The 16,866-nt window shown below is 67.2% G+C and carries 10 protein-coding genes, 1 tRNA gene and 4 pseudogenes; 7 read left to right on the top strand and 8 right to left on the bottom strand.

Annotated elements, in window-relative coordinates; translation table 11 throughout:
* Nucleotides 1-90: 90 nt before the first annotated feature.
* On the bottom strand, nucleotides 91-894 hold the full coding sequence (locus ABD225_RS17490) for a transporter substrate-binding domain-containing protein (protein ID WP_344088608.1): 804 nt from the start codon (nucleotides 892-894) through the stop codon (nucleotides 91-93).
* 157 nt (nucleotides 895-1,051) lie between these two features.
* A complete protein-coding gene (locus ABD225_RS17485; RefSeq protein WP_344088605.1) occupies nucleotides 1,052-1,615 on the bottom strand; it encodes a LysM peptidoglycan-binding domain-containing protein in 564 nt (187 codons plus the stop codon).
* A 193-nt stretch (nucleotides 1,616-1,808) separates the two neighbouring features.
* Between ABD225_RS17485 and ABD225_RS17480 the strand changes: the two genes are divergently transcribed.
* From ABD225_RS17480 to ABD225_RS17460, 5 genes and pseudogenes are all read left to right on the top strand, one after another.
* Nucleotides 1,809-1,882 (top strand) — tRNA-Ile (locus tag ABD225_RS17480).
* A gap of 339 nt (nucleotides 1,883-2,221) precedes the next feature.
* Nucleotides 2,222-3,415 (top strand): group II intron reverse transcriptase/maturase, encoded by a 1,194-nt coding sequence (gene ltrA, locus ABD225_RS17475; protein ID WP_344088601.1) that lies wholly within the window; start codon nucleotides 2,222-2,224, stop codon nucleotides 3,413-3,415.
* A gap of 139 nt (nucleotides 3,416-3,554) precedes the next feature.
* A pseudogene (locus tag ABD225_RS17470) lies at nucleotides 3,555-4,068 on the top strand (ISL3 family transposase); the annotation flags it as partial.
* Nucleotides 4,069-5,791: 1,723 nt separating this feature from the next.
* Nucleotides 5,792-6,748: pseudogene (locus ABD225_RS17465) on the top strand (ISL3 family transposase).
* Nucleotides 6,749-7,815: 1,067 nt separating this feature from the next.
* The gene (locus ABD225_RS17460) at nucleotides 7,816-8,331 is read left to right on the top strand and encodes a DUF3145 domain-containing protein (protein ID WP_344088598.1); all 516 of its coding nucleotides are present in this window, start codon (nucleotides 7,816-7,818) and stop codon (nucleotides 8,329-8,331) included.
* Nucleotides 8,332-8,384: 53 nt separating this feature from the next.
* Here the strand turns inward: ABD225_RS17460 and ABD225_RS17455 are convergent, their stop codons facing one another.
* On the bottom strand, nucleotides 8,385-10,523 hold the full coding sequence (locus tag ABD225_RS17455) for an MMPL family transporter (protein ID WP_344088595.1): 2,139 nt from the start codon (nucleotides 10,521-10,523) through the stop codon (nucleotides 8,385-8,387).
* 212 nt (nucleotides 10,524-10,735) lie between these two features.
* On the opposite strand from ABD225_RS17455, the pseudogene ABD225_RS17450 reads away from it, so the two are divergent.
* Nucleotides 10,736-10,864, top strand: a pseudogene (locus ABD225_RS17450) (DUF3145 family protein); the annotation flags it as partial.
* A gap of 132 nt (nucleotides 10,865-10,996) precedes the next feature.
* Here the strand turns inward: ABD225_RS17450 and fabF are convergent.
* The 5 genes from fabF to ABD225_RS17425 all read right to left on the bottom strand — a co-directional run bounded on the left by fabF (nucleotide 10,997) and on the right by ABD225_RS17425 (nucleotide 15,932).
* Nucleotides 10,997-12,244, bottom strand: coding sequence for a beta-ketoacyl-ACP synthase II (gene fabF, locus ABD225_RS17445; RefSeq protein WP_344088592.1), 1,248 nt, complete (start codon nucleotides 12,242-12,244; stop codon nucleotides 10,997-10,999).
* A gap of 122 nt (nucleotides 12,245-12,366) precedes the next feature.
* The gene (locus ABD225_RS17440; protein WP_344088589.1) at nucleotides 12,367-12,615 is read right to left on the bottom strand and encodes an acyl carrier protein; all 249 of its coding nucleotides are present in this window, start codon (nucleotides 12,613-12,615) and stop codon (nucleotides 12,367-12,369) included.
* Nucleotides 12,616-12,684: 69 nt separating this feature from the next.
* Nucleotides 12,685-13,707 carry a beta-ketoacyl-ACP synthase III gene (locus ABD225_RS17435; RefSeq protein ID WP_344088586.1) on the bottom strand — a complete coding sequence of 341 codons (1,023 nt, stop codon included), beginning with the start codon at nucleotides 13,705-13,707 and terminating at the stop codon, nucleotides 12,685-12,687.
* 13 nt (nucleotides 13,708-13,720) lie between these two features.
* Nucleotides 13,721-14,650, bottom strand: a complete 930-nt coding sequence (locus tag ABD225_RS17430; RefSeq protein ID WP_344088583.1) for an ACP S-malonyltransferase — start codon at nucleotides 14,648-14,650, stop codon at nucleotides 13,721-13,723.
* A gap of 85 nt (nucleotides 14,651-14,735) precedes the next feature.
* The gene (locus tag ABD225_RS17425) at nucleotides 14,736-15,932 is read right to left on the bottom strand and encodes a helix-turn-helix domain-containing protein (RefSeq protein ID WP_344088580.1); all 1,197 of its coding nucleotides are present in this window, start codon (nucleotides 15,930-15,932) and stop codon (nucleotides 14,736-14,738) included.
* Nucleotides 15,933-16,260: 328 nt separating this feature from the next.
* Between ABD225_RS17425 and ABD225_RS17420 the strand changes: the two are divergent.
* Nucleotides 16,261-16,800 (top strand): annotated as a pseudogene (locus ABD225_RS17420) (glycoside hydrolase family 32 protein); the annotation flags it as partial.
* Nucleotides 16,801-16,866 lie beyond the last annotated feature (66 nt).

Here is a 16,866-nt window from a genome sequence, read left to right as displayed (position 1 = left end):
CATACGCGGGCAAATCCCGATGAGTCAACGAAACGAACTACGCGGGCATCTTGACGTGAGGCAACGGGACTGACGCGGCACCTCGCGGCCTCAGGCGCACGGCTGCTGGGGCGGGGGATTGACCGCCTTGTCCACGACATACCCCATCGGGGCCAGGTGGGCCTCGACACTGCGCTGCCACGCGCCCGTCGCGACCATGTCCGCGACGGCCTCATTGACCTGCCGGCAGAGGGTTAGCTCGCCCTTCGGCAGACCGATCGCATACGTCTCGGTGGCCGCGGTGGCCGACTTGATGACGACCTTGGAGTCGTATGCCGCCTGGTCGGCATAGCCCGTGAGCACGACATCATCGGCGAGGACGCCGTCGACACGCCGGTCGAGGAGGCGCTCCATACACGCGGCATAGCTGTCCTGCACAAACAGATGCACCCCGGGCAAGTTCTCGACGATGTAGTCCTGGGCGGTGGAGCCGTATGCCGCGCAGAGGCGTCGACTCGTCACCCGATCCAGCGTCATCGCGCTGCTGACGCGCGTCATAAGGCGTTGGTGGACAACGAGATAGGCGCCGGCGAAGGTGACCTGCTCGGCCCGATGGGGTGTCGCGGAGAAGCCCGAGACCACCATGTCGACCTGGCCGGTGGTCAGGACCATCGCGCGCTGGGCCCGCGGTGTCGGGACGATGCGGATCCCATCGCGGCGCAGTCGCGCAGCGACATAATTCGCGACATCCACGTCGAGGCCGGCATAGCCATCACCGGACCGGACGGCCAGGCCAGGCCGGTCCACGCCCATACCCACCCGAAGCGGACCCGTCTCCCGCACGGTCTGCGGGGTGCAGCCGGCCGCGAGCAGGCATACGGCTGCGGTGAGGAGGGGGCGGACGCGAGAGATCATCGGTTTGGGTCTATCACAACGAGATTCGGGCCCGCCAAGGCACGCGGGCAAAAGACACGGGCGCGGCGAAAGTTGCCCTTCACCGCGCCCGTCACCGACCCTCCGCTGCCTCGGGTGCCGTAATGGTGTGGCAGACCCGTAAGCAGGGATCAGTTGGTCAGTCGTTGGGGATCTTGAACTTCTGGCCCGGGTAGATCAGGTCCGGATTCTTGATGTTGTTCAGCTTGGCGATCTTCATGTACGAAACGCCGAAGCGCTCGCCGATCTCCGAGAGGGTGTCGCCCGACTTGACCGTGTAGACGCGGTAGTCGTCGTCCTTGTCCTCGTGCTTCTCGGCCGGCTTGGGGGCGGCCTTGGGCTTGTCGGCCTTCGGCGGCGCGGGCACCGCAGCCGGCTCGGCAGGGGCGTTGTCGGCAGGCTGCGGGACCGAGTGGGTGTAGTCGGGGGCGGGAGCCACCTTGGGCTCGACCGGAGCGGGCGCGGGGGCCGGCGCCGGGGCAGGGGCGGGGGTCGACTTCGGGGCCGTGCGGCCAGCAGCCTCATCCGCCTTACGCTGCGCCTCGTCGGCCTTGGCCTTCGCGTCCGCGGCTTCCTTGGCCTGCTTGCCCGCCTCTTCCGCGCGGTCCTTGGCCTCTTCGGCCGCCTTCTCCGCGGCCTTCTTGGCCTTTTCTTCCTCGGAGTCGAACCCGAGGCCGTCCTTCACGTCGTCCAGAAAACCCATTGTGGGTGATCTTCCTTCCGTATGTCGTGCCCCACCGTGCAGGGCACCGGAGCCGGTGTGGCTCACTGCGGGAGGGACGCTACCCGAGATCACCCGGTTCCGCTGGCTTTGCTAAGCCGTGAGTTTCCTGGGAGTCGGCGAGGGCTCGTAGACTCCGCCTGTTGCCGCCATCGCCCCATCGGCGAGAGGGCAGGGGGCGTTAGCTCAGTCGGTCAGAGCAGCGGACTCATAATCCGTCGGTCGTCGGTTCAAGCCCGACACGCCCTACCCAAAAAGTCGCAGGTCAGCCCCGTTCGTCCTCGCTCGTTTGGCAATGGAACCGTCACTTTTTTCAAGGGGATCGTCGGCGATGGCCGCTACACCCCGTCGGCGATCGCCGATGTGGACAGGTGGGGTCTGACCCCGTGCACTGGACGATAGACATGGTTTCGTCGCCATCTGGAGAGTTCATTGCCGTGCTTCCGGTCGCGACGACCACGTTCACCACGTTCGGCAAGGTGATATCCCGGACCCGTCCCGCACCCACCGACCTCGACTTGCAGTTCTGCCTCCCGTCTGAGGCTGAGAAGTGCGACCTTTGATGGCTCATCCGAGGGGCCAGCAACGGTGGCGGCGTTCCTGACCGGCCTGCGTGAGCAGGTCAAGTCGGGGATGTTCGTCCCGGCGCCGGTTCGGCAGCGGTTGATCCCGAAGTCGCCGGGCAAGTACCGGCGGTTGGGGATCCCGACCGTGGCCGACCGGGTGGTCCAGGCGTGTCTCATGCTGGTGCTGGAGCCGATCTTCGAGGCCGACTTCCACCCTTCCTCCTACGGGTTTCGACCCCGGCGGCGGGCATGGGACGCGGTCGCCGAAGTTCAGATGTTCGCCTCCCGCTCCTATGAGTGGGTCTTCGAAGGAGACATCACGGCATGCTTCGACGAGATCGACCACACGGCCCTGCTGGGCCGGGTGCGTCGCCGGGTCAGGGACAAGCGAGTCCTGGCCTTGATCAAAGCGTTCCTCAAGGCCGGGATCCTCAGCGAGGACCAGGTCCACCGCGAGTCGAACACCGGCACCCCGCAGGGCGGGATCCTCTCCCCACTGCCCGCCAATATCGCCCTGGAAGTGCTCGATGAGCACTTCGCCCGGGTTTGGGCTGCCATCAGCCCGACCCGGGTCGACCGTTCCCGCCGACGCCGCCACGGCCTGCCGGTGTACCGCCTGGTGCGCTACGCCGACGACTTCGTGGTCCTGGTGTCCGGCACCCGGGAGCACGCCGAGGCCTTGCGCGAGCAGGTCAGCGACATCCTGGCCCCTATCGGGCTGCGGCTGTCGCCGGAGAAGACCACCGTGGTCCACATCGATGACGGGTCCGACTTCCTTGGCTTCCGCATCCAGCGGCACCGGAAGCCGGGCACCGGAAAGCGATACGTCTATACCTTCGCGGCCAAGAAGTCGGTGGCCTCGATCCGCCGCAAGGTCAAGGCGATCACGAAACAAGGCACGAACCACGCATTAGGCGACCTGCTGCGCCAGCTCAATCCGGTGCCACGGGGCTGGACGGCCTACTTCCGTCACGCGGTAGCCAAGGCCACCTTCGGACACCTACGCCACTACACGTGGAACCGGGTCATCCGATGGCTGCGGAACAAACACCGCAAGACGGGGTGGAAGGCCCTCCGGCGACGATACGGGCCCACCGGCTGGTGGCCCCGCGACGGGGAAACAACACTGTTCGACCCGGCATCGGTGACGGTCACCCGCTACCGATACCGCGGCGACACCCGCTCCCGCTGGGCCGCCCTCGCCCAACTCGCCTAACGGTTCGACCTCGGCACGGACTCGTGGAGAGCCGGGTGCGGTGCAAGCCGCACGCCCGGTTCGGGAGGCGGCCCGGGGAAACGGGACAGTCGGCAACACTGTCACCGCGCCCCGGGCCGACCTCACCTCGCCACGCACGGTCGTCGACGAGGTGCGGCGACGCGTCCAGCAAGAGATCCACGGGCCACCGCGGCCGCAAGAACGACCCTCTCTACCGGATCCGGAACATCCTGCGCGCCGGCCAGGAGAACCTCACCGACCGGCAACGCGCCCGACTCGCTGCGGCGTGGGCCGACGACGACCGACACCTCGAGGTCGAAGTCGCCTGGCAGTGCGCCCAACAGGTCCGAGACTGCTACCACCAGCCCAGCCACGCCGCCGGACGCGTCATCGCCGAGAAGGTCCTCGACTCCTTCGCCTCATGCCCGATCCCGGAGATCGCCCGGCTGGGCAAGACCCTCACGACCTGGCGGACCGAGTTCCTTGGCTACTTCGACACCGACGGCGCCAGCAACGGCGGCACCGAAGCCATGAACGGCCTCATCGAACTCCACCGACGCATCGCCCGCGGCTTCCGCAACCTCGAAAACTACCGCCTCCGCATGCTCCTCATCGGCGGCGGGCTCACGTGGTCACCCCACGCTCAACGGTGAAGAGCCGCTTTGGGAGGAGCCGTGAACGAGCCGGACAGACCGGCTGGCGCGCCACGCATCAGCGACCCTCGGCCGAACCCTCACCAGCCGAAGCGGTCAATCAACGCCGGCGCCATCAGGCGTCGCTGGATCAGGGATAAGGGGACGGCCGTGCGTCGGGTCGAATGTCTGCTCCTGTCGAACTTCTTAGCAATTCTTTAGCCATACGCTTCGCGCCACGTCGTTTGCGCCGGGATCAACACCGCAGGCAACCAGGCCAGTCTCAACTAGGTCCCACGTATCGACTGTAACCTGGACTGGCTCGCCAGCATAGCAATTGGCTACGGCGTCAGTCCTACTTGTCCTCACTGCCGTATAAGCGTAACCTTCCCCCTGAAGCCCGGGGTTCATGCTGCGTATGTATTCAACAGCCTTCGCGCCTGAAGGAGAAGGTTCGAGCCTGTCGGGTGGAACAACCGTTGAGATTGCTGTCCGAATGCGGGACCTTGTCTCGTCGTCCACTGCCTCACGAATGACGATCTTGGGGACCACGGGCTCATCCAGCAGCAACCTGGGCTCCAGTCCCGCGGCGGCACTGGCGATCGAGGTGACAACGAAGTTGCCGGCTTTAGCCGAGACTTCGTCGAAGCGCGGTGAACACGAAGTTGAGGATCCCGACGTGGAAGGAGGGGAAGACGCCGATGGGTTGGGCTTGGGCTCTAGAGTCTCTGAGTCTCCTGAGGAATTCGAACACCCTGTCGCAACGCTAAGAATGACGATAGTTGCGGTGAAGAGCGGTGAGCGCCTAATGAGTAACACCCCACCTCTAGACGTAGACTCAACTAGGGATCAGCAAGCGTATGATTTCGCCAAGGCCGCCAAGCTTCCACTCGGGGCCGACAGATCGCACCGCTGGGTACCTGTCTCGGGAGTTTGCCACGTGAAGACAGAGCCACTTGCGCTCGTTACCAAGCCGCTGGATGTCGTACACGTCTGCTTCATCCAGGTTCCACTAGCTTCGATGCTACCCCGGTAGCCGACGAGGTACTTGCCACTGCCCAAACTGGCTGTCACCGAGACGCTGCTCCCATAGGTCTTACTTCCGGCATTAGCCAAGTCGCGGCCTACGGAAGACTCGAGCTTGACTATAACCATGCCCGAGCTTGCTCCTCCTCCATAGCTAGTTGACACGGTCGAGGTCCACTGGTCTTGCCGATCCACAGAGAAAGTCTGAGTTTGCGTCTCTCCCGATCCATTGTAGAATCGTTCAAAATGCGTGAGCCCCCTGGGTTGGCTTACAGACTTGATCGAGTAGATCACCTCGCCGGGGTTGGGCAATCAGGGCCACGACGACCCGAGTCCGCGAAGCTCGGGGCGGTGACGAATCCCTGCCCAAGCAGGACGGTGATTGCTGCAAGAGGACTACAGGCCCTACGTGGTGAGTCCATTCTCGGAGTGTAGGGCTCAGCCCCTGTGCCGTCAAGACCCAATACCTGGTTGGAAGCGTGCCAATCCGGCTCCTCGTACGTGAAGGTCGGGTGAGCACGACGCGCCGACGGGTTGGTCGAGCGTGGGTGGGGTCGAGGTCCGCGAGGACCGGAAGACTCTGACACCCTGCTCATCGAGGATCTCGACGATGCGCGAGCCCACCGTGTGCTGCCTGGGCCTTGACGGGTTCTTCCCAAAGCAGAGTGGGTCCGGGGTCGGCGCGTCGGTCCTGGGTTGGTGTCGATGTCTTCCGATGATGGGAGTTCCGACACTGCCCACTGGGAAGACCTCCCCCAGAGGGGGGACCCCCAGACATGCTGACGGTACCTTCGCTGCACCCGATTTGACGACGTTCTGCCGGTTGGACGGCCTTGGTTTAGTGGTGACCGGGCAGCGGGTGGAGCCGGATCGTGCGGTGCTGGCCTGCCGGGTGGTCGACGATGAACAGTGCTGTCGCCGCTGCGGCTGCCAGGGCCGTGCTCATCGACCTCACCCCGATCCGCGACGGCACCGGCCGAGCCCGGCTGCTGGACATGGTCGACGGACGCTCCAAGGCCGCGTTCAAGACCGGGCTCACCCAACGTCCCCAGGCCTGGCGCGACCGAGTGGAAGTGGTCGCGATGGACGGGTTCACCGGGTTCAAGACCGCCGCCGCCGAAGAGCTCCCGACGGCGGTCGCGGTGATGGACCCGCTTCCACGTCGTCCGACTCGGCGGCGACGCCCTCGACCGGTGCCGCCGCCGCGTGCAACAAGAACGACACGGCCACCGCGGTCTCGCCGGCGACCGCTCTACCGGGCTCGCCCCCGACCGGCAACGCGAACGCCTGATCCGGCTGTTCACCGACGACCAGCATGTCGAGGTCGAAGCCACCTGGGGGGTCTGTCAACGGATGATAATCGCCTACCGCGAGCCCGACCGAGCCCGCGGCCAAGGACGCGATGACCGCCCTGATCGACAGCCTGCGCGAGGGTGTCCCCAAAGCCCTGGTTGAGCTGCAGCGGCTCGGGCGGACCTTGACCAAGCGAGCCGCCGACATCCTCGCGTTCTTCGACCGGCCCGGCACCAGCAACGGCCCGAGCGAGGCGATCAACGGCCGCCTGGAACACCTGCGCGGCTCAGCTCTCGGCTTCCGCAACCTCACCGACTACATCGCCCGATCACTCCTCGAGACCGGCGGCCTCAGACCCCTACTCCACTCTCGATTGGGATGAGCCCCTTTGATGGCGTTCGACCCGGCGTTGCGCGGCGCCTGTCAGCAGGCCGCTCAGACCTGGTTGCCGCTGACCCGTCGCTGCGGCTGGTTCGCGGCTGGTACCACGACCCGCAGTGGGGCGCGCAAGCCCACTGGTGGGCGGCAGGCCCGGACGGTACGATCCACGACCCGACCGCCGCACAGTTCCCGATCGGCGGTATCGCTGCGTGCTATCAGGAGTTCGACGGTTGGGGGTTCTGCTACGAGTGCGGGCACGACGTCCACGAGGATGACGCCTACGGCGCGATATGCGGGTCGGACCTGGTGTGTTCCGGCTACTGCTACGGCCACCCCGGCCGTTTCGACATGACCGGCATTGACTGGGTGATCGCCTCGGGTCAGCACGGTTCCACGCCGACGAACCCGCGGGCGGCTCCTCTGGCTAGAGCCGAAAATGCTCGACTGGCTCGAGCAGTCCGGACTGGACATCTGCCCGCGGTGCGGGGCCCGGGTCCGCAGTGTCCGCCAGCACGCAGGGCGCCGGCACCCCGACTCAGACGACCGTGCGAGCCCATGACGCCAGATGAGCGCGGATGCGCCCGCGCAGCCGAAGGGTTTCCGTGCCTAAATCCGTGCCTACCGACAGCGAGTTGTCGACGTGCACCCGTGTTCAAGGACTACGTTCTGAGCGGCAAAGCGTGCCGTTCGACCTGTATGACTCAGTGAAGTAGTAACTCATAATCCGTCGGTCGTCGGTTCAAGCCCGACACGCCCTACCCACCCTGACCTGCATCGGAACCACATCTGATCAAGCCGGGCGGCGAGGGACTGTAGCCATAGCTGTAGCCATTCGCGGCGAACAGCCGACCGATGCAACACCCCCTGCCCACTCCGTGTGTCCGACTCGGCGTGTCGCCCCACCCCAGTGGATGACGCGTGGTGAGATGGCGCCTGCCGAGGCTGTGCGACTCCATCTGGTGCTCTCACGGTCGATGAGGCACAATGTGACGGCACGAGATCACTGTGACCCGTGGTGCGCATGTTGGCGTTGGGGAAGACGTCCACCGCACACCAGGAGGTTCAGGGATGTCGTACGCACCTATGCGTGGTGCCACGCGCGGGGTCGTGTTCATCCACTCGACCCCTGCTGCGCTGTGCCCACATCTGACCTGGGCGCTCGAAAGCGTGCTCGGGGGCCGCGTCGTGCTCGATTGGATCGAGCAGCAGGCCGCCCACGGGCTCAAGCGCGCGGAAATCTCGTGGACGGGCATGCCCGGCACCGGCGCCAAGATCACCAGTGCCCTGAAGGCTTTCACCGGCATCCGCTTCGAGGTCACCGAGGAGCCGAGCCCCGGCATCAACGGTTCGCGCTGGTCCTACACGCCATCCCTCGGCCTGCACCACGCGTGGATGGCGCCCAATGGCGATGTCATGGTCAATGAGGAGCGACTCAAGGAGGTCATCCTCTACGCCCAGGGCAGCAATGAGGCCGTGACGGACATGCTCGAGGAGCTACTCGGCGCCGCCTGGGACGAGGAGCTCGAAATCTTTCGGTATGCCGGTGAGGGCGCCCCGGTCCGCTGGCTGCACAAGGTCGGCTGACACGAGACCCTCGACCCCGCCGGCGGGGTCGATAGCTCAGGTGCCGCGGGCGGTCACTCGCGGATGGCGAACCGATGCACCACGCCGCGCAACGGGCGGGGCACCCACCAGTTGCCGTCCCCCAGCAGGCGCATCGTGGCCGGCACCAGGATCGAGCGCACCAGGGTGGCGTCGATGGCGATTGCCACGACCATGCCGACGCCGATGAGCTTGATGAAGGTGACCCCGGATGTGGAAAAGGCGCCGATGACGACGATGAGCAGGACGGCCGCCCAGGTGATGATGGACGCGGAGTTCTGCAGCCCGCGGGCCACCGCGGCGGTGTTGTCGTGGGTGCGCTCGTACTCCTCGCGGATGCGCGACAAGATCAGCACCTCGTAGTCCATCGATAGGCCGAAAGCGATGGCGAGCATGAGAATCGGCTGAGTGGCCTCGACGGTGCCCGTCGACGTGAACGCGAGCTGGTCGGCGAGGTGACCTTCCTGGAAGATCCACACGACGGCGCCCAGCGTGGCGGTCAGGGTCGCGATATTCATCAAGACCGCCTTGATGGGCAACACCACGGACTGGAAGGCCAGCAGGAGCAGCACGAACATCGAGCCGACCATGATGAGCACGAGATAGGGCAGCGTGTGGGCCAGGCTGCTCAGCAGGTCCATGAGGGTCGCCGTGGGTCCGCTCACCATCCGGGTCGCCCCGGAGGGCACGGGCAGGTCACGGATGGCCGAGACGATCTCGCGCGATGTCATCGCGAGGGGATCGCCCGCGTAGGTCACGTCGAAGTCGGACACCGAGCCGGAGGTGCGCAGGTCGCCGACATCGGTCACGCCTTGCACCTGCTCGACCTGACGACGGAAGGCCTGCGCCGCCTGGGCGGAACCCCGAATGACGACGGACGCCGGCGGTTCGGCAGCCGTGTCGAAGTTGGCCGAGAGGAAGTCGGCCGCGTCCCGGCTCGGCGACTGCGGCGGCAGCGCCCTCTCGTCGATCCCCCCGAACTCCAGGTGCCGCACGGGGGAGGCGATGACGGCCAGCAGGGCCAGGACGCCGAGGATCCACACGACCGGGCGCGCCATCACGGTGGTGGCCAGCCGGTGATAGAAGCCCTCTCGCGCAACCCCGCGCCGGCCCTGGGGCCTGGGGTCGACACGGCGGCCCAGGATGGCCAGCATCGCTGGGGTGGCCAGGAGGGACCCCACGGCGGCGGTGATGACCGCGGCGATCCCGCCGAGCCCCATCGAGCGCAGGAACGATTGGGGGAAGAGCAGGAGCCCCAGAAGCGCCAGCGTCACCGTGATGCCCGACACGACCACCGTGCGGCCGGCGGTGCGCAGCATGGTGGCACTCGCGTCCGGTGGCGAGAGGCCCTTGCGCCGTTCCTCCCGGTATCGCGAGACGAGAATGAGGCCGTAGTCGATCGCCAGACCCAGGCCGAGCAGGGTCACGATGTTGATCGCGAAGACGGAGACATCGGTCACCATCAGGATCAAGCGCACCAGCACGAACGACGCGAGGATCGCGAAGCCGCCCACGAGCATCGGGATGAGCGCGGCGAAGACATTGCGGAAATAGAGCGTCAGCAGCAGCAGGACGAGGGGAAGGGAGATGAGCTCAGCCCGCTCGATGTCGGCGCCCACCCGATCGGAGATGTCGAGGTTGACCGCTGCGCCCCCACCGGTGCGCACGGTCATTCCGGGGACGGTGAGCGTCGGCCGCAGCTTCTTGAACTGCGCCTCGCGGGCGTCGTCGTCGCCGCCCGTCAGCTGCAGGACTGCATACGACGAGCGCTGGTCGTGGCTGACGAACGCCGGGGCCTTCGTGTCGTAGTAGCCGACGGACTTCGCGACGAGGTCGCGCGGCAAACCGGACAAGCTGCGGCGTACGGCCGCCGACACGGCCGGGTCGTCGACGGTCTTGTCCGGGCTGGTGTAGATCAAGATGACGTCGGCATCGGACCGCCCGAAGGTCGCGTCCTGAAGTTCCTTGGCCCGCACGCTCTCGCTCGTGGGGTCGGTGAAGGCGGCGCCGGAGAGCTTGTCGAAGGCGCCGGTGCCCCACACGCCGCCGAACACCATCACAGCGACCACGCCGGCGATCACCCACCACCGCCGCGCGCGCGTCCCGGCCGCGAACCGTCCGGGCCGAACTGACGACGCTCCGGCGGGGCTCTGGTCCTCATATAGGTCGGTCATGTCAACCCCTTGTCGGTCGTCGATTTCTCGGCGGCATCACGGTCCACTGCCCGCCAGCGCCGCACGCCGGTACCGTTATCGTCCCAGGTCACGAGCCCCGCGGCCGCCAGATGGCGCAGATAGGCGACGGTCTCGGTCATTGCCAAGCGGGTGGCCCCGAGGTCGAGATCCTGGCCACCGCGCAACCACAACCGGGTCATCACGTCGTATGCCGTGCTCGGTCCGTCCTCGAGGAGATCGCGGATGCGTCCCAGCTTGCGCGCGCCTGGGACGACGAGCTCGAAATCTTTCGGTATGCCGGCGAGGGCGCCCCCGTGCGCTGGCTGCACAAGGTGGGCTGACCGCATACAGCTAGACACCGTCGGGGCGCGCTTCTCGCGGTGGAGCGCTCAAATCACGGACGAGCGCTGCAATAGCTATGCCCCGCTGCGAAGTCAGCGCTCCGCGGCGAGACCTCGTGACGGCGCCGGGCGTCAGTAGTTCTTGATGGCCAGGGCGACATTGTGGCCGCCGAAGCCGAAGGAGTTGTTCAGCGCGACGATATCGCCGGCGGGCAGGTCGCGGGGGGTGTCGCGGACGACGTCGAGGTTGACCTCGGGGTCGAGGTTCTCGATGTTGATGGTCGGCGGAGCGACGCGGTGGTGCACGGACAGGACGGTGAGCACGCCCTCGAGCGCCCCGGCCGCACCGAGCAGGTGGCCGGTCATCGACTTGGTGGCGCTGACCGCCATCCCGTCGGCCGCGTCGCCGAAGGCCCGGCGGATCGCATTGGCCTCGGCCACATCGCCGACGGGCGTGGAGGTGGCGTGCGCGTTGACATGGCAGACATCGGACGGCGACACGCCCGCCCGCTCCAGCGCCTCGATCATCGCGCGGGAGGCGCCCGCGCCCTCGGGCTCGGGAGCGGCGATGTGGTGGGAGTCGGCGCTCATCCCGAGGCCGGCGAACTCGGCATAGATCCGCGCGCCGCGGGCCCGAGCAGACTCCTCCGACTCCAAGACCATGACAGCAGCGCCCTCACCCATGACGAAACCGTCGCGGTCCACGTCATACGGCCGGGACGCGTGCGCCGGGTCGTCATTGCGCTTCGAGAGGGCCTGCATCGCGGCGAAACCTGCGAAACACAGCGGGTGCATCGCGCCCTCAGTGCCGCCGGCGACGACGATATCGGCGCGGCCGGAGCGGATCATCTCCGCGGCCAGGCCCATGGATTCGGCGCCGGAGGCGCAGGCCGACACGGCCGTATGCGCGCCCGCCCGCGCGCCGAGGTCGAGCGAGACATTGCCGGACGCGGAGTTCGGCATGAGCATCGGGACCGCCAGCGGGAAGACCCGGCGCGGGCCCTTCTCGCGCAGGTTGTCCCACTGATCCAGCAGCGTCCAGACACCGCCGATGCCGGTGCCGATCACGCAGCCCAGACGCAACGGGTCGACATCGGGAGCGCCCGCGTCCTGCCAGGCCTCGCGGCTGGCGATCATCGCGTACTGCGCATTCGGGTCGAGGCGGCGCACTTCGACCTTGGTCAGTACCTGGTCGGCCGGGACGGCCAGGCGACCACCGAAGGTCACCGGCAGCTCGTACTTCGCCACCCAGTCCTCTTCCAGCGTGCGAATACCGCTGCGGCCCGCGAGGATCGCCTCCCACGTGGACGGCACATCGCCACCGACGGGTGTGGTCACACCGAGACCGGTGACGACGACCTTGACATCTCGTGAGCTCATGGGGGACTCCTTCGCTGGTGCGGGCTGGGGGTGCGTCGGGGTGGGCCGCGGGTATGCCGGGTGGCCCGGTCCGGCGGGCGCCGCACCTTTTCGGGGGCGCGGCGCCGCCGGCGGACGAGGGCTCAGCCCTGGGCGTTCTTGATGAACGTGACGGCATCGCCGACGGTGCTGAGGTTCTTGACCTCGTCGTCGGGGATGCGGACACCGAAGGCCTCTTCGGCGTTGACGACGATCGTCATCATCGACAGCGAGTCGATGTCGAGGTCGTCAGTGAAGGACTTGTCCAGCTGGACGTCGGCGACGTCGACACCGGTCTCTTCGTTGACGATGTTCGCGAGACCCTCGAGGATCTCCTGCTCGGTCTGAGCCATGGTGCTCTCCTTTTTCTCGGTGGAAGTTCGGCCCGATTGACCCGTGGACCACCCGGGAACTCTTGTGCCCTAAGGCAATTCGATGACCTGCGCGGCATACACCAGGCCGGCGCCGAAGCCGATCTGCAGGGCCAGGCCGCCGCTTGGGACGATGCCCTCGCGCAGCATGCGCTCGGTGGCAAGTGGGATGGAGGCGGCCGAGGTGTTGGCCGTCTCGTGGATGTCGCGGGCGACGGGGATGTCCGCAGGCAATTTCAGCTGCTTGAGCATCGCGTCGATGATCCGCATATTCGCCTGGTGCGGGATGAAGGCGTCGAGGTCCTCGGGGCGCACGCCAGCGGCTTCGAGGGCACGGTGGGCGACGGGCGCCATACCCCACACTGCCCAGCGAAAGACCTTCTGGCCTTGCATCGTGAGCGCAGGAAATTCGCGGCCGTCCGGGTGCTCCCGGAACTCCACCCACGACTCGCGCTGCATGATCGCCTGCCATTCATCACCTTCGGACCCCCAGATCGTGGGGCCGATGCCCGGCCGGTCGCTGCGTCCGACGATTGCCGCTCCGGCGCCATCGCCGAAGATGAAGGCCGAGCCGCGGTCGCTGTAATCGGTCCAGTCCGAGAGCTTTTCGACGCCGACGATCAGGACGTTATTGGCCGAGCCGCCCTTGACCAGGTCGGAGGCGATGCCGACGCCATAGCAGTAGCCGGCGCAGGCCGCGGAGATGTCGAAGGCCGCGCAGCGCAGCCCGAGGCGGTCCGCGAGGATCGGCGCGGCCGCCGGGGTTTGGTAGGGGTGGGTCACGGTGGCAACCAGCACGGTGTCGATGGCCGCGAGGTCGAGTCCGGAGTTCTCGATTGCCTGCCGGGCCGCGTGCTCGGCCATGTCGACGACGCTCTCGTCGGGGGCGGCATACCGTCGGCTCACGATCCCGGAGCGCTCCTGGATCCACTCATCGGAGGAGTCGATGGCCGCCACGAGCTCGCTGTTGTGCACGACGCGCTCGGGGCGGTAGCCGCCGACGCCGAGAATGCGCGAGCCCGGGGCACCGGTCGCGCCGGTGATGGTGCCGGTCCCCTTGGGTGAGACGGTCACGGGCGTCAACCTTTCAGGCGGAGTGGGAGTGGGCGGCAATGAGGGCTGCGGCAGCGTCGAGGTCGTCCGGTGTTTTGACCGCGAGCGTCTCGACGCCTTTCATGCCTCGCTTGGCAAGGCCGACGAGCGTGCCAGCCGGGGCCAGTTCGATGAGACCGGTAACCCCTTGTGCAACAAAGGTTTCCATGCACAGATCCCAGCGCACCGGGTTGGTCACTTGGGTGACGAGGCGGGCCAGAATGTCCTCGCCGTCGGTCAATGCGCCACCATCCGCATTGGACACCACCGGCACGGTGGGGGTGCCGGCGCTCAGGCCCTCGGCGAAGGCGGCGAGGTCGGCGACGGCGGGCGACATATGGCCGGTGTGGAAGGCGCCGGCGACCTTCAGGGGTATGACGCGGGCCTTGGCCGGCGGGTTGGCCGCCAGTTCGGCAAGCTGCCCCATCGTTCCGGCGGCGACGACCTGCCCGGCGCCATTCATATTGGCTGGAGTCAGCCCGCACTCCTCAAGGCGGGCCACGACCTCGGCCGGACTCCCGCCGAGCACGGCGCTCATGCCGGTCGGGGTGATGGCGCTCGCGGCGGCCATACCCGCTCCACGCTTGGCCACGAAGGCGACGGCGTCCGCTTCCTGGAGCACTCCGGCGCCGGCTGCAGCGGTGATCTCGCCGACCGAATGACCGGCCAAGAAGTCCGCGACCGTGACGCCCGCATCGCCAACGACGGCAGGCAAGGTGAGCAGGCCGGCCGCGACGATGAGCGGCTGCGCAACGGCGGTGTCCTTGATCGTCTCCTCGTCGGAGACGGTGCCGTGGGCGATCAGGTCGATGCCGGTGGCCGCGGCCATCTGCTCGGCCCGCTCGCGCACACCGGGCAGTTCGAGCCAGGGGGTGAGGAAGCCGGGCGTTTGGGAGCCCTGTCCGGGGCACACGATGGCTAGCACCCTTCTAGCGTGGCGTATCGGCCGCCGCCGTGCGCGCTGAATCGACCGCCAATTTCCTGGACTGTTTTTGGAGGTTTCCTCCAAGTCAACGGGGGGTGGCTGCCGCCGCGTCCTTGAGCCGTTCGAGACGGACGGCGAGGTGGACGGTGTCCGCATCGTGCGGGTCGCTCAGGTCGTAGCCGGTGAGTTCGGCGATGCGGGCCAGGCGGTAGCGGACCGTGTTCGCATGAACGAAGAGGGCCCGGGCGGTGGCCTCGATGCTGCGCCCCGTTTCGAGGTATGCCGTGGCCGTGCGCATCAGGTCGCCGCCGCTGATCTGGGTGAGGGGGCCGACGATGCGTGAGCGCAGGGCGTTGCGCGCTGGGAGATCGCCGATGAGCGCCCGCTCGGCGAGGAGGTCGTCGGAGCGGGCGGGGCGGGGGGCGTCCGGCCAGGCCGCGGCGCCGGTATGTCCGGAGATCGCCGCTCTCGCGGAGCGGCCGGCCGCGAAGAGATGCGGCACGGTCGGCCCGACGACAATCGGCCCGTCGCCGAAGCATTCCCGCAGCGCTTTGGCATCGTCGAGCGCGTCGGCCGTGTCGCCGATCAAGACGATCAACCGTCCGGCCTGGATTGCCGCAAGGACCTGAAGTCCGTGGCGTGCTGCGGTCCGGTGGATGTGGTCCAGGACGAAGGCCGGGTCACCGGCGGGCCCGGTTGCCGCGGGGGGAGTGCCCGCGACGACGGCGACCTTGGCGGTGGCGCCCCACCCGAGCGCCGCGGCACGACTCTGCATCCCATCATCGGCGTCGCCGCGAAGGATCGCGTCCACAACGAGCGCCTCCAGGCGAGCGTCCCACGCCCCGCGTTGCTCGGCGGCCCGGGCATATATGTGCGCCGCGCCGAAGGCGACATCGCGCGAGTAGCGCAGCATCGCCTCGCGCACCGCCGGCGCCGCCTGCTCGCCCACCAAGTGCGCCGCCTGCGCCTCGACGACATCGACAACCGAACGAATGAGGTCAAGGGTCTGGGCGAGGCTGATCGACCGCGTCAACTCCGGCGGCGCCGCATCGAAGATGTCCTGCGCGTGCGCGGCCGAGCCCTCATCGCCGGCGAGCCAAGCGACGAAGTTCTCAATCCCGCCATGCGCCACCAACGCCACCGACGCGCGATCGCGGGCGGACAAGGCGGCATACCACCCGTGCCGGGCCTCGATATCTGCCACCGCCGCGCGCACCAAGTCCCCGGTGCGGGCCGCGATCCGACCCCGCGTCCGGGCGGACAGGTTGGCTCGGCGCGGCATACCCGGCAGTGTATTTGTGCGCAGCCCACAGAAACTGGCCGGGTGATACGTCTGGAACGAAGGTAAATCACCGCACCGGCCGCGACCGTCTCGAATGGTGGAATCTTGGGCGGTGGCGCACCACAGGGTTGGTCCTGCGGCTAACGTCATGCCATCCGACAGACCTGTGAGCTATCACATACGTTCATCGGTGACAACGTTGTCATATTACCCGCGGGGGTATCTGACAACTCCACGTTGTTCAGCGAATGTCACCCCAGGGGAGCACATGTCACGACACAAGAATGCGGTGCTGCGGACCTCCGCCGCGGCAGCCTTGGCCTGCGCGATGGCCGCCAGCACCATCACCGGATCGGGCGCCGAGCCGCTCGGCAGCGAGCCCTACCGCCCAGCGGTTCACTTCACGCCGGCCAAAAACTGGATGAACGACCCGAACGGCTTGGTCTACTACAAGGGGACCTACCACCTTTTCTTCCAGCACAACCCCTCCGGCGACCGATGGGGAAATATGAGCTGGGGCCATGCCACCTCGCGCGACCTGATGCACTGGACCGAACAGCCGCTCGCGATCCCGCAGACCTTCAACGACGCCGGGCAAAGTGTCGAGGACATCTTCAGTGGATCCGTCGTCGTCGACAAGACGAACTCCAGCGGCTTCGGCACCCGGCAGAACCCGCCGCTGGTGGCGATCTACACCAGTGCCTACACCGACAAGCACCCGACGCTCGCGGGCAAGCAGGCGCAGTCGCTGGCATACAGCTTGGACGCCGGGAAGACGTGGACCAAGTACGCCGGGAATCCGGTGGTCAATCGCGATTCGGCGAACTTCCGCGACCCCAAGGTCTTCCGCTACAGCGGGCCGAAGGGGTGAGGTGTGTCTGAGTTAATTCGGCATCCGGGCTGATCAATAGCCATCAGCGTTGGTGTCGTGCTC

The sequence above is a fragment of the Nostocoides veronense genome (genome assembly GCF_039531185.1).
Lineage (GTDB): Bacteria > Actinomycetota > Actinomycetes > Actinomycetales > Dermatophilaceae > Nostocoides_A > Nostocoides_A veronense.
Note: the sequence above shows the minus strand (reverse complement) of the source record. Positions and strands in the feature narration are given on the sequence as shown.